12 protein-coding genes, 1 tRNA gene and 1 riboswitch are annotated in these 12,478 nt (G+C 57.5%); of the genes, 7 read left to right on the top strand and 6 right to left on the bottom strand.

Features of this window, described 5'->3' with window-relative positions:
* The first annotated feature begins 119 nt into the window (after positions 1-119).
* Positions 120-1,010, top strand: coding sequence for an NAD(P)-dependent oxidoreductase (locus ACR0L1_RS06835; protein ID WP_170791552.1), 891 nt, complete (start codon positions 120-122; stop codon positions 1,008-1,010).
* Between the two features lie 12 nt (positions 1,011-1,022).
* Complete coding sequence (locus ACR0L1_RS06840) at positions 1,023-1,886, top strand: sugar phosphate isomerase/epimerase family protein (protein WP_480857858.1); 864 nt, start codon at positions 1,023-1,025, stop codon at positions 1,884-1,886.
* Positions 1,887-1,910: 24 nt separating this feature from the next.
* Here the strand turns inward: ACR0L1_RS06840 and ACR0L1_RS06845 are convergent, their stop codons facing one another.
* Positions 1,911-3,011 (bottom strand): mandelate racemase/muconate lactonizing enzyme family protein, encoded by a 1,101-nt coding sequence (locus tag ACR0L1_RS06845; RefSeq protein ID WP_480857860.1) that lies wholly within the window; start codon positions 3,009-3,011, stop codon positions 1,911-1,913.
* Positions 3,012-3,618: 607 nt separating this feature from the next.
* Between ACR0L1_RS06845 and ACR0L1_RS06850 the strand changes: the two genes are divergently transcribed.
* The gene (locus ACR0L1_RS06850; RefSeq protein ID WP_480857862.1) at positions 3,619-4,677 is read left to right on the top strand and encodes a hypothetical protein; all 1,059 of its coding nucleotides are present in this window, start codon (positions 3,619-3,621) and stop codon (positions 4,675-4,677) included.
* A 240-nt stretch (positions 4,678-4,917) separates the two neighbouring features.
* On the opposite strand, the gene ACR0L1_RS06855 is transcribed toward ACR0L1_RS06850, so the two are convergent.
* A tRNA-Lys gene (locus ACR0L1_RS06855) sits at positions 4,918-4,993 on the bottom strand.
* A gap of 211 nt (positions 4,994-5,204) precedes the next feature.
* Here ACR0L1_RS06855 and dapF point away from each other — a divergent pair.
* Both dapF and mtaB read left to right on the top strand, forming a co-directional pair.
* The gene (dapF, locus tag ACR0L1_RS06860; protein ID WP_480857864.1) at positions 5,205-6,047 is read left to right on the top strand and encodes a diaminopimelate epimerase; all 843 of its coding nucleotides are present in this window, start codon (positions 5,205-5,207) and stop codon (positions 6,045-6,047) included.
* On the top strand, positions 6,044-7,300 hold the full coding sequence (gene mtaB / locus ACR0L1_RS06865; protein ID WP_480503562.1) for a tRNA (N(6)-L-threonylcarbamoyladenosine(37)-C(2))-methylthiotransferase MtaB: 1,257 nt from the start codon (positions 6,044-6,046) through the stop codon (positions 7,298-7,300). The genes dapF and mtaB overlap by 4 nt, the downstream gene beginning before the upstream one ends.
* A 142-nt stretch (positions 7,301-7,442) precedes the next feature.
* On the opposite strand, the gene ACR0L1_RS06870 is transcribed toward mtaB, so the two are convergent.
* Genes ACR0L1_RS06870 through petA form a run of 3 tightly spaced genes read right to left on the bottom strand, consistent with a single transcriptional unit; the run spans position 7,443 to position 10,173 of the window.
* A complete protein-coding gene (locus tag ACR0L1_RS06870; RefSeq protein WP_480503561.1) occupies positions 7,443-8,228 on the bottom strand; it encodes a cytochrome c1 in 786 nt (261 codons plus the stop codon).
* 17 nt (positions 8,229-8,245) lie between these two features.
* Positions 8,246-9,577, bottom strand: coding sequence for a cytochrome b (gene petB, locus ACR0L1_RS06875; protein WP_170770774.1), 1,332 nt, complete (start codon positions 9,575-9,577; stop codon positions 8,246-8,248).
* 11 nt (positions 9,578-9,588) lie between these two features.
* Complete coding sequence (gene petA, locus ACR0L1_RS06880; RefSeq protein ID WP_170785419.1) at positions 9,589-10,173, bottom strand: ubiquinol-cytochrome c reductase iron-sulfur subunit; 585 nt, start codon at positions 10,171-10,173, stop codon at positions 9,589-9,591.
* Between the two features lie 489 nt (positions 10,174-10,662).
* Here petA and ACR0L1_RS06885 point away from each other — a divergent pair, with 489 nt between their 5' ends.
* Entirely contained in the window at positions 10,663-11,106 is a 444-nt protein-coding gene (locus ACR0L1_RS06885; RefSeq protein ID WP_480503559.1) for a c-type cytochrome, read from the top strand.
* Between the two features lie 2 nt (positions 11,107-11,108).
* Here the strand turns inward: ACR0L1_RS06885 and ACR0L1_RS06890 are convergent, their stop codons facing one another.
* Positions 11,109-11,723: an FMN-binding negative transcriptional regulator gene (locus ACR0L1_RS06890; protein ID WP_480857868.1), complete on the bottom strand. Its 615-nt coding sequence runs from the start codon at positions 11,721-11,723 to the stop codon at positions 11,109-11,111.
* A 55-nt stretch (positions 11,724-11,778) separates the two neighbouring features.
* A riboswitch (FMN riboswitch) is annotated at positions 11,779-11,927 on the top strand.
* Between the two features lie 62 nt (positions 11,928-11,989).
* Here ACR0L1_RS06890 and ACR0L1_RS06895 point away from each other — a divergent pair.
* Positions 11,990-12,430 carry a 6,7-dimethyl-8-ribityllumazine synthase gene (locus ACR0L1_RS06895; protein ID WP_480857870.1) on the top strand — a complete coding sequence of 147 codons (441 nt, stop codon included), beginning with the start codon at positions 11,990-11,992 and terminating at the stop codon, positions 12,428-12,430.
* The last annotated feature ends 48 nt before the right edge of the window (positions 12,431-12,478 follow it).

Here is a 12,478-nt window from a genome sequence, read left to right on the forward strand (position 1 = left end):
GGGACGCGCCCGACGTCTTTTGCAAGACGCGTGAAACCCCCGCGAAAACCGATGCAGGACCGCATCTTTTTCACAGCATCAGCCCGCTCCGATAGGGCTGAAAAACGGGAGGTTTCCGAATGAAAACCGCAGGCGTAATCGGTCTTGGGGATATGGGCAGCGGGCTGGCCAAGAACCTGATCAAGAATGGCTTTGAAACCTCGGGCTTTGACCTGAGCGAAACACGCATGGCCGCATTTGCCGATATGGGTGGGTTGGCAAAGGACAGCGTGGGTCAGGTGGGTCGTCACGCCGCCAGCGTGTTTGTCATGGTCATGAACGGCGATCAGGCCCGCGCGGTCATTCTGGGCGAGGATGGGCTGGTGGCCAACATGACCAAGGGCGGAACCGTGATCCTGTCGGCCACGATCACACCCGCCGAAGCGCGCGGCATTGCGCAGGACATGGAAGGGTCAGGCATTCACCTGATCGACACACCCGTTTCGGGCGGGTTTCCCGGCGCGCAGAATGGCACGTTGACAATGATGGCCGCCGCCGCGCCCGAGGTTCTGGACCAGAACGCCGAGGTGATGCAGGCCGTTTCCGGCACCATTCACCGGGTGGGGGAACATGCCGGCGACGGACAGACCGTCAAAGCCTGTCTGCAATCGCTGATCGGCTCGATCTTTTCGGCCACGTTCGAGGCTGCGGCCCTTGCTGCCAAGGCTGGTGTCAGCGGTCAGGCCCTGCTGGACGTGTTCGCGTCCTCCAGCGCGGGCTGCGGCGTGGTGAACACGGCGCTTGAAAACATCATTGATCGCAAGTTTGTCGCCACCGGCAGCCATATCGCCACCATGCACAAGGACCTGACCATATCGCTGGCCGTGGCCGGAGAGCTTGGGGTTCCGATGCAGACCGCCGCGTCCGCGATGCAGATCTTTCACGCCGGGAAAACGAAATACCCCGATGGCGACAACTGGATCTGCACAAAGGTGATCGAAGAGATCATCGGCGCCGAACTGCATCGCTAAAGGAGGCCCGTCATGAAATTAGGAGTAATTTGCGACGGGATTTCCCGCGATCTGAAACATGCGGTTGATGTCATGGATGAATTCGGTCTGGACTATGCTGAACTTCAATTCGTCGGCGATACCGAAGTGGGCGATCACAGCCCGCAGGAGATTGCCGAGATTGATGCGCTGTTGCGGGATCGGGGCAAACCCGTCTCATGCCTGTCGCGCCATATTTTCGCGGGTATGACAGCCGCCAACCAGCCCGGAGACGAGCTGCATGTCAAACATATGGACGCGCTGAAGCGGGTGATCGACATGGCGCATATCGTCGGCTCTCCGCTGGTACGGATCATGACCCAAAGGAAAGAACAGATTCTGTGGGGCAAAAACGGGGCCGAGAAATGGAACGTTGCCCATGGTGTCTGGGATACGATGCCGCCCCTGATCGCGCCTGCCGTAGAACTGGCTAAAGCCGAGGGCGTGACGCTGGTTGTCGAGACCGGGAACGGTACGCTGGTGAACTCGAACTACACCGCGCGCAAGCTGATTGACGATCTTGACGCCAAAGATGTGCTGAAGGTCCTGTGGGACCCCGGCAACAACTGCTGGTGTCATGAACTGGCCTATCCCGACGGGTATGACGAGCTGCGCGGTGGCTATCTGGGGCATATCCACATCAAGGACGTCAAGGTGGACACGCCACGCGCAACGCTCGAAGTGCGCCGGATGGGCGAGGGTCAGCTGGCCGAGTTGTTCGCCCCGATTGCCGCTGCGCTCCGCTCGGATGGCTATGATGGCGTGGTGTCCTTCGAAAGTGTCTATCACCCCGGCAATGGCAATTTCGAGGACGGGTTCCGTTTGTGCGTGGACCGGTTCAAAGAAGTGTTTGCGTAACGCGCGCACCTGTGCCCGCGTGACTTACGCGGGCACTTCCATATGTTCGGCGTTCAGCTTGTCCCAATCAAATTCGACCCCAATGCCCGGCGTGTTCGGGGCCACCGCCAGACAGTTTTCAACGACCAGAGGGCGGGTCGTGTACTGGTCGATGGGAAAAGAATGAACCTCAAGCCAACCCGCGTTGGGTTGCGCGGACACAAGACTGACGTGCAGCTCCTGCATCCCGTGGCTGCATACAGGGATATTGTGCTTGGCGCTCAGCGCCGCGACCCGCAGCCAGCCGGTGATGCCGCCGCAATTCGACGCGTCGGGTTGGATGAAGCTTAGTTTGGCGTCGTCAAAGGCGTATTCGAACTCATGGATGGTGTGCAGGTTTTCCCCCATGGCCAGCGGAACACCCGTGGCGTCAGCGATACGGCCATAGCCTTTGTAGTCATCAGGAATCGTGGGTTCTTCGAACCACAGGATATCGTGCTCGGCGAATCCCTTAGCGGCGGTGATCGCCTGATCCACTGTCATTGAATAATTCGCGTCGACCATAAAGAACCTATCCGCCCCCAACATCTCGCGTACAGCTTTTGCGCGGGCCAGATCATCAGCCAGATCAGGCTGGCCGACCTTGATCTTCACCCCGTTGAACCCGCGTGACAGATAGCCCTCGGTCTGGCGCAACAACTTGTCGAGCGAGAAGTTCAGATCGATCCCCCCCGCATAAGCCTTGCAGCGGTCCGCTGTACCCCCGGCCATTTGCCAAAGCGGTGCGCCGGTGCGTTTGCCGCGCAGATCCCACAGCGCAATATCGACGGCCGAAATCGCAAATGAGGCGATGCCGCCCCGCGCCACGTAGTGCACATGCCACTGCATGGCGTCATACAGATCTTCTATATGATCCGAGTCCTTTCCGACCAGAAAAGGTGCCAAGTCATGCTGGATCATCGCAAGAATGGCATGACCGCCTTTGCCTCCGGTATAGGTATAGCCAACCCCCTCGGCCCCGTCATCCGTGCGAACCGTGACGGTGACAAGCTGGAAAAACGTGTGATCGCCGTGCTTTGCGTCCACCAGCACCTCGGCCAGCGGAACATTGAACAATCGCGCCGAGAGGTTTTCGATACGTGCCACGGTCCAAGGCCTCTTTTGATGTGTCGATGTTTGGAAACTGTAAGAGGGTAAATGGAAAAAGAAAGCCCAAGATCAGCGGTAAGTAAGCCCTAGTGTCGTTTTGAAAAATGACATTCGGTTTGGAAAAGATGGGCGAGGCGCTATTTCCGTGCCTTGTCAGTTTCCGGATATTCAACCCATTTAGTTGGTCACCGCGACAGGTTCAGTTTCGAGGAAAGCCCACCGGATGTTTAAAGTAATGGATGAAAGTTACCTGACTTAAATCATTTGCGTAATTTGTTCTGAAAAAGTGGTGAGCCGTGGAGGATTTGGACCTGAGATCCGCTAACGAGGCGTTGTAGAAGCGTATCTTAGTTCTTTTGTACCGTGACCATTCGAACAGCATTGAAGCCCATTCCGACCCGTCTGCACATTTTGACGTTCGGGACTGGTTACACAAAGTCTGGAGTGTGCGGAAATCAAACCTTTTCTTAGCTCTCGTTGATTGGCGAGGAGACTATTCCCGGCATTGACTATCCTGTGGACACAAAAATCTCTATAAAACGATGTTGTTGTTTGTCGTTTCGAAAAAGATGAAAACACGATGCGTTCAAGTATACGAAGTTTTTTGATCGTTCTGACCTGCTTTGTTGGGCTAACAGCTCCCCGCGTTTTGCATGCTTGTACGGTTTGTGTAGAGCTTCCAAAAGCCTCTATTGCTGATCACGTCCTTGCCGCCGAGGTCATCGTATTGGCTGGCCCCACGTCAGGGAACCCATTCAAGTTCTCAATTAGACGAGTCTTAAAGGGCTCGGACGACAGGTTAAAAGAAATTCCCGAAATTCCATTTCTGGTTGATAGCGTAACGAGGCGCGCGTTCCGCTCTGATCCAACGAATACAGTTCTTTTCACATATGGAGCAACGCGCACAGACAGAGCCGGGCGCAGTTTTTCGAGGGGATGGAAACGCATATTCACGATGACCCCAGAGCGAAAAGAGTTTATCGGGAAACTTCGCTCCGTCGGTCAGCTTTGGACTTATGGAGAAACGGATAGCTCTGACCGAATTTCGTTCTTCTCTGACTATCTGTGGCACTCTGATCACGTATTACACAGCACTGCCTTGATTGAAATTGGTCGAGCACCCTACGACTTGGTGCGCCCGATAGGAGACAGGGTTTCAACGAACCAGATCTTGGAAGAGCTCAATAGACTGGATCGCTTTGTCTACAGGCCCACCATCATACGCCTGCTTGGCCTGCAAAGCGACACGCATGCCCGCTCAATCGTACGTCAGCGATACATCAAAGCACTAAATAACGGGGGCCTAAACGCATTTGAATGGGCGCTTGCTGGCATAGAGGCAGATGGAGCATTGGCAATCAAATCGATTGATCTGGTACTTCAAGGTAATCAAATGACGGATGATGACAAATGGGCGTTCGTCCGGGCTTTAACAGAGGCTGGATCGTCTCAGCCGAGGTTCAGAGGTGAGATTATCGCAATCCTATTAACGGTTCTGGAAAGAGATCGTACCCTCGCGGCTCGGATTGCTTTCGCTACGCGAAATTGGGGAAAGACCCCACTGCACCAACAGTTCAAGGCCATTGCCGATCACGAACTAACAGACCCGGCAACAGAGTTTGTTCTAAATATGGTTCTGGATCAGGGAGTGGCTGTTGAGTAACCCAACTTGATGTTTTTCAAAATCTTATAGCTGTTCGCTATGCGGATATGGGCCTCGCCTCTTTCCGGACCATTGAAAACCTTACAAACTGGATGACAAAACGATCCAAACCATGTGGCGCATTGCCATGCGGCCGTAGAACACAACACCAGAAACCGTGTTACATTGTTTCTGTTAGACAAACCCCGATGGCAGAAGACCAGAGATCACTCACACACAACATTGTAGAAAGGAAAAAAGTGGTGAGCCGTGCAGGATTCGAACCTGCGACCCACTGATTAAAAGTCAGTTGCTCTACCAACTGAGCTAACGGCCCACTCTTTTGTCTGGATCCTTCGATCCGTGGCGCTCTCTAAGGCATTTTCCCGATCGGGTGCAAGTCCTTATTTCACGCATCGTTTCGCCTGTAATTTCTTACGTTCCGGCGACCCGATAGGCGGCCTAATTAGGCAGGGGACGCTGGGGGGTCAACCCCTTTTTTCAGGAATCTGCGCGATAGGGTGGATTCATTTCAAAGGCAGGGTTATATGCCCGCCATGCAACGAATACTGACTTCGGGTTTGCCCTTCATGAAGATGCACGGGCTGGGCAATGACTTTGTCATTGTGGATGCGCGTGCGCAAAGCATTGACCTAACACCAGCCCTGGCAAAGGGAATCGGGCACCGTCAGTTTGGCGTTGGCTTTGATCAGTTGGCAGTCATCGAAAACGGCGAATCGGATGCGCATCTGGTGTTCTACAACGCGGACGGGTCGACTTCGGCCGCGTGCGGCAATGCCACGCGCTGCATCGCCCGCTTCCTGATGGAGGAAACCGGCAAGCCTGAGCTGACCCTGACGACGGAACGCGGCACGCTTTATGCGCGCGACGCGGGCAACGGGCTGACCTCGGTCAATATGGGCCCGCCGCAGCTGGAGTGGCACCAGATCCCGCTGGCCGAAGAGGTTGATACGCTGGAACTGCCCATCGAAGGCGGGCCTTCGGCGACCGGAATGGGCAACCCGCACTGCACCTTTTTTGTGGACAATGCCGAGGCAATCCCGCTGGAAGAATTCGGATCGCGCTACGAATATCACCCGCTTTATCCCGAACGCACAAACGTTCAGGTGGCGCAGATCATCGGCCCCGATCACATCCGTATGCGCGTGTGGGAGCGCGGCGTGGGCATCACGCTGGCCTCTGGCTCGTCCTCCTGTGCCACAGCGGTGGCGGCTGCACGGCGCGGCTTGACCGGGCGCAAGGTGCAGATCGAACTGGACGGTGGCACGATCTGGATCGACTGGCGCGAGGATGGCGTCTGGATGACCGGCCCCACGGCCCATGTCTTCTCGGGAACGCTGACCCCTGAGTTTCTGGGGATGCTGGGATGAGCGCGCCCAAGTTCACCACTCTGGGCTGCCGCTTGAACGCCTATGAGACCGAGGCGATGAAAGAACTGTCACAACAGGCAGGCCTGTCGAACGCCGTGGTGGTGAACACCTGCGCCGTGACGGCCGAGGCCGTGCGCAAAGCCCGGCAGGAAATCCGCAAGCTGCGCCGGGAAAACCCCGATGCGCGCCTGATCGTCACCGGCTGCGCCGCCCAGACCGAACCTGAAACCTTCGCCAAAATGGACGAGGTCGACGCGGTCATCGGCAATACCGAGAAGATGCAGCCCGACACCTGGAAAGGCATGGCCGCTGATTTCATCGGTCAGACCGAGGCGGTACAGGTCGATGACATCATGTCCGTGACCGAGACTGCAGGTCACCTGATCGATGGCTTCGGCACCCGATCCCGCGCCTATGTGCAGGTCCAGAACGGCTGTGATCATCGTTGCACCTTCTGCATCATTCCCTACGGGCGTGGCAACTCGCGCAGCGTCCCTGCGGGCGTGGTGGTGGACCAAATCAAGCGGCTGGTGGACCGGGGCTATAACGAGGTCGTGCTGACCGGCGTCGACCTGACCTCATGGGGCGCTGACCTGCCTGCTCAGCCGAAGCTAGGTGATCTGGTGATGCGTATCCTCAAGCTGGTTCCCGACCTGCCGCGCCTGCGGATCAGCTCGATCGACTCGATCGAGGTCGATGAAAACCTTATGCAGGCTATCGCGACGGAACCGCGCCTGATGCCGCATTTGCACCTGTCGCTGCAACATGGCGACGATCTGATCCTGAAACGCATGAAACGCCGCCACCTGCGCGACGACGCCATCCGCTTCACCGAAGAGGCCCGCAAGCTGCGCCCCGACATGACCTTTGGCGCGGATATCATCGCTGGCTTCCCGACCGAGACCGAGGCGCATTTCGAGAACTCGCTGAAGCTCGTCACCGACTGCGATCTGACCTGGTTGCACGTCTTCCCTTTTTCCAAACGCGAAGGCACCCCGGCAGCCCGCATTCCGCAGCAGATCAACGGCAATATCATCAAATCCCGTGCCGCCCGCCTGCGCGCCGCTGGCGATGCGCAGGTCGCCAAGCACCTGACCGCCCAACTGGGTAAAACCCATCACATTCTGATGGAGAACCCGCATATGGGCCGTACCGAGCAATTCACCGAAGTCACCTTCACCACCCCCCAACCCGAGGGCCAGATCGTCACCGCCACGATCACCGGTCACACGAGCAGCCAACTCAAAGCCTGATCCGTCCTTCATCTGGCCATAAATATCTCGGGGATGAATTGGCCGTAGGCCAAGAAGGGGCTGGCCCCTTCACCTCGCCTGCAACAAAAAACCCCCGCAGCCTTCCGGCGCGGAGGTTTTTAATTTCAGCGATGCAAAAACCTTAGTCTTTGCGCTTACCTTTGACACCGGCCCACAGGCGTTTGTTCACCAGGTACAGCAGCACCGACAGAACCGACAGGAAGATCACGCCGACAAAACCGGAATACTTGCGCTCCATCATCTTGGGCTCAGCCGTCCACATCAGGAAGGCCGCAATATCCTCGGACATGGCTTCGACCGTGGCGGGGTGGCCATCGGCGAATTCAACCTGATCATCCGACATAGGAGGTGCCATTGAAATCCATCCACCGGGGAAAGCCTTGTTCTCATAGAGAATGGTGCCGGCCTCTTCTTTTTCCTCACCGGTATAACCGTCCAGCAGCGAGGCGATGTATTCCGCACCACCCATGCCTTTGAACAGCTGGTTGATCCCCAGACCGTATGGGCCGTGGAATCCGGCACGTGCTTTGGCCATCAGGCTCAGGTCCGGTGCACCAACGCCATTGTTGGCCGGGAAGTGGTCGGTCGGGATGGCCGCGCGGAAATCATCCAGCTCGGGATCGAACACTTCGAAGTTCTCTGCCGAATAGGCGATCACTTCTTCTTCCGAGTATCCCAGCGCTTCCAGATCACGCAGAGGTACATATTGCAGGCCGTGGCAGGCCGCGCAGACCTCGGTATAGATCTGAAGACCGCGCTGCAGCTGGTTCTGATCCCAGGTGCCAAACGGCCCTTCGAACGAGAAGTGGAAATCCTCGATATGCTGCTCGCCGCCACCTGCCGCGAAAGACGCAGCAGGGGTAAGGGCCAAGGCAAACGCGGCACCGATTGCAAGTTTCTTGAACATGTTTCCGGTCCCTCTTCTTACTCGGCCGGCGTGGCGTCGGCGTCAGCCTTGCCATAATGCGCGTTGAAGTCTTCTTCGATCGTCTCCGGCTGTGCATCGGGCTTTTCGATTACACCCAGGATCGGCAGGATCACGAAGAAATAGGCGAACCAGTAGGCGGACGCGATCAGCGAGAAGGTCGCATAGGGCTCCTCGGCGGGCATCGCACCCAGCCACATCAGGGCAAAGAAGTCGACGATCAGCAGGTAGAACCACCATTTGAACATCGGACGGTATTTGCCCGAACGCACTGTCGATGTGTCCAGCCACGGGGCCAGCGCCATCGCCAGGATCGCACCGAACATCGCCAGAACACCAAAGAATTTGGCGTCGATGATGCCGCCGGTGATGAAGCTGGCGAATTGCACAACCCAGACCTCGCCGGTGAAGGCACGCAGGATCGCGTAGAATGGCAGGAAGTACCATTCAGGCACGATGTGTGCCGGCGTGACCAGCGGGTTGGCTTCAATGTAGTTATCGGGGTGGCCCAGATAGTTCGGCATGAAGCCGACAACCGCCCAGAACACGACCAGGATCACGGCCAGTGCGAACAGATCCTTGATCACGAAATACGGCCAGAAGGGCAGAGTGTCTTTCTCGGCATCAGCTTTCGACGTACGGCGAACCTCAACACCCGTGGGGTTGTTGTTGCCGGTGGTGTGGAAGGCCCAGATATGCACGATCACCAGCGCCGCAATCACGAACGGCAGCAGATAGTGCAACGAGAAGAAGCGGTTCAGCGTAGCGTTATCCACCGCGGGTCCACCCAGCAGCCAGGTCTGGATCGCGTCACCAACGAAAGGGATCGCGCCAAACAGTCCGGTGATCACGGTCGCTCCCCAGAAGGACATCTGACCCCAGGGCAGAACATAGCCCATGAAGGCAGTACCCATCATCATCAGGTAAATCAGCATCCCGATGATCCACGTGATCTCACGCGGGGCTTTGTACGAGCCGTAGAACAGGCCACGGAAGATGTGGATGTAGACCGCAACAAAGAACAGCGATGCGCCGTTCATGTGCAGGTAGCGCAGCATATAGCCGCCATTCACGTTGCGCATGATGTGCTCGATGCTGGCAAAGGCCAGATCAACATGCGGGGTGTAGTGCATCACCAGAACGATACCGGTGACGATTTGCAGCGCCAGGCAGAACGCCAGGACGATGCCCCAGATCCACCACCAGTTCAGGTTCTTGGGGGTGGGGATCATGATGGTGTCGTAAATCAGGCCGACGATGGGCAGGCGGCTGTTCAGCCATTTCTCGCCGTTTGTCTTCGGCTCGTAATGATCGTGGGGAATTCCGGACATCTGGGTCTCCCTTAGCCGAGTTTAATGGTGCTGTTGTCTGTCCATTCCGCAGGCGGAACAGGCAGGTTTTCAGGCGCGGGGCCTTTACGGATTCGGCCAGCCAAGTCGTAGTGCGAACCGTGGCAGGGGCAGAACCAGCCGCCAAAGTCACCGGCATCACCCAGCGGCACACAGCCCAGGTGCGTACATACGCCCATCTGAACCAGCCAGGCACCGGGGGCTTCGCCCTCGGGCGAGGGCATGACGCGGTTTTCGTCGGTCGCGGGCGCATCAGCCGGTTGGTTGAAGTTGCGCGCCAGCGGATCGGGCAGCGCATCCAGACCTTCGGCGTCCTGCTCTTTGGCCTCTTGGATCTCGGCACCGGTGCGGTGACGGATAAAGACGGGTTTACCCAGCCATTTCACAGTCAGCTGCGTCCCCGGCTCAACGCCGCTCACGTCCACACGGATCGAGGACAGCGCCTGAACGTCTGCCGAGGGATTCATTTGGTTGATCAGGGGCCATACGGCTGCACCCGTCGCAACGACACCTGCGCCGCCAGCGACGTAGTAGAGGAAATCTCTGCGGGTGCCTTCGTGGTCTTCTGCGTGGGACACGAGGTTTTCTCCGATTCCGGCGCCCGGAGGATACCGGGCAAACATGCATCAGCACCGCATCAAAGCGGCGTCTCATCGCGGCTATCTATCCGGGAGAAATCGGTTCGTCCAGCGGTCATAGGCGCGCACTACGCCGCATCTGGGCATTCATGTCACAACGTCAGGGTATTTTTTCAAGGTCCGGGCCGGTTTGACCGGAAAAATCCACCTTTGCTCGCCCACGTCTGCTTGGGGTGATTCGGTTTGCTTTGGGCACGCCCGTCACCCTGATGGGTCTCAGTATTCTGGCCGGAGATTTCAGGTGAAATCACCCATAATTTTCCTGATTTTGGCCATGAAAATTTCAACTTTCGCCAGATTTGACCCAGCTAAATATATGAGTTCAAATTAGATATTTCAGAATGCCCGGGTGAGACGCGATTTCGATTGCACTTCAAAGATGAATGCAAGAAGGCGCGGGCAAGGACAATTCTCAGCAGGACGCATCCCATGCCCAAATTTCCCCTGATCACGTTTGTTTTCGCTCTGTCGCTGTCCTCGCAGGTCAGCGCCGCCGGGGACGCAGCCAAAGGAAAGGCGCTTTATAACCGGTGTTCCTCGTGCCACGCGATCATCAAGGGTGATGAGGTTCTGGTCAAAGGTGGAATCACCGGACCGAATCTATTTGGCGTGGTCGGGCGCGTTGCGGGTACAGAAACTGACTACTTGAATGGAAGCGAACGCCTGCCTATTGGCATGTTCACCGATGATATGATCCGCGCCGGACAAGAGGGGCTTGTCTGGACCGAAGACAACATTGCCGCCTATTCAAAAGATCCGATCCGCTTCATCAAAGACTACCTGGACGACGAAACCGCCCGCCCCAACATGAGCGTGCAGCTGAAAAGAGGTGCAGAAGATATCGCCGCCTATCTGGCCACCTTCAGCAACTGACCCTAGCGCTGGCCGCGCATCAGCGTGGCCAGCTTTGCCAAGTCCACCCCGATCCCACCGCCGACCTGATCCGCCGCCGCGAAGCGCACAGCATCGGGTTTGTTCTGATTCAGCTTCCAGGTGCCCTGAATATCATCCATCTGTATCCGACAGGGCACGATCATGCGCATCATCCGGTCCAGCGCCTCGGGCGTCATCTTGTCTGTTGTCCAGGGTGGTTTGGGCAACAGCCGCTGCTCATAAAAGGCCGACTGGCGGTCCAAAAGGCCCTGCAACTCATCGTGCGGCCGCAGTTCCATCATTCCCGTCAGATGGACCGCAACATAACTCCACGTCGGCACCTGATCTTCGACCCCGTACCAATCGGGGGAGACATAGCCGTCCGGCCCGGTGACGGCGATTTTCGCCGCGCGCGGTTCTGTCAGCGCGCGGACAATCGGGTTCGTCCGCACAAGATGCAATTCTGCGAACGTGCCATCTTCGCTCAGCAGGAAAGGCACATGACTGATCAAAGGAGCGCCTTCGGTGGACAACGCCACCACGCCAAAGGCCCGCGCGCGGGCAAATTCGACACTTAAGGCCTGATCTTCAGAGCGGAAAGCCGGGTTTGGGTGCATATCAAATCTCCTAACGGAACGCCTTGCAGATTCGCAGCGATCTTGGCAAGGTCCGCGTCGTTCTCAGGGCGGGGTGAAATTCCCCACCGGCGGTATGCGGGCGCTGACCCGTAAGCCCGCGAGCGGCCTCGGTGCACGAGGTGACAAGCAGATCTGGTGAGAGGCCAGAGCCGACGGTCAAAGTCCGGATGAAAGAGAACGTGCAACGTGCCACCCGGCGCGGCTGCTCGTGATCGCCTTGGGTGACTTTGCTAGGGAGATCACAAATGACACACACCCGATATGCTTTCGTCAAAGCCAACTGGCATTCCGATATTGTCGATCATGCGCTGGAAGGGTTCCAGCAACTTATCCCCGCCGACCAGATCGACGTCTACGATGTCCCTGGCGCGTTCGAAATGCCCCTGTTGGCGCGCGATCTGGCGCAAACCGGGCGCTACGCGGCCGTCGCCTGCGCCGCCTTTGTAGTGGATGGCGGCATCTACCGGCATGATTTCGTGGCACAGGCCGTGGTCGACGGTTTGATGCGCGCTGGGTTGGACACAGGTGTGCCGGTCCTGTCGGTCTCGCTGACCCCGCACCAGTATCAGGAAACCGACCATCACAACGCCATCTACCGCGCCCATTTCGTCGAAAAAGGCCGCGAGGCCGCCCAGGCGGCTCTGACAATCACAAAAACCCGCGCCTCAATCGTACAAGCGGCCTGATCGTTCCTCTGTTCGAAAATACCTCGGGGGAGTCGCGCCCGCGCGACG

Source organism: Ruegeria sp. J8 (assembly GCF_056531925.1).

Excerpts from the sequence above, each read along its gene's own strand:
- ACR0L1_RS06835 (WP_170791552.1), top strand. The coding sequence starts at position 120 with ATGAAAACCGCAGGCGTAATCGGTCTTGGGGATATGGGCAGCGGGCTG.
- ACR0L1_RS06840 (WP_480857858.1), top strand. The coding sequence starts at position 1,023 with ATGAAATTAGGAGTAATTTGCGACGGGATTTCCCGCGATCTGAAACAT.
- dapF (WP_480857864.1), top strand. The coding sequence starts at position 5,205 with ATGCCCGCCATGCAACGAATACTGACTTCGGGTTTGCCCTTCATGAAG.
- mtaB (WP_480503562.1), top strand. The coding sequence starts at position 6,044 with ATGAGCGCGCCCAAGTTCACCACTCTGGGCTGCCGCTTGAACGCCTAT.
- ACR0L1_RS06870 (WP_480503561.1), bottom strand. The coding sequence starts at position 8,228 with ATGTTCAAGAAACTTGCAATCGGTGCCGCGTTTGCCTTGGCCCTTACC.
- petB (WP_170770774.1), bottom strand. The coding sequence starts at position 9,577 with ATGTCCGGAATTCCCCACGATCATTACGAGCCGAAGACAAACGGCGAG.
- ACR0L1_RS06885 (WP_480503559.1), top strand. The coding sequence starts at position 10,663 with ATGCCCAAATTTCCCCTGATCACGTTTGTTTTCGCTCTGTCGCTGTCC.
- ACR0L1_RS06890 (WP_480857868.1), bottom strand. The coding sequence starts at position 11,723 with ATGCACCCAAACCCGGCTTTCCGCTCTGAAGATCAGGCCTTAAGTGTC.
- ACR0L1_RS06895 (WP_480857870.1), top strand. The coding sequence starts at position 11,990 with ATGACACACACCCGATATGCTTTCGTCAAAGCCAACTGGCATTCCGAT.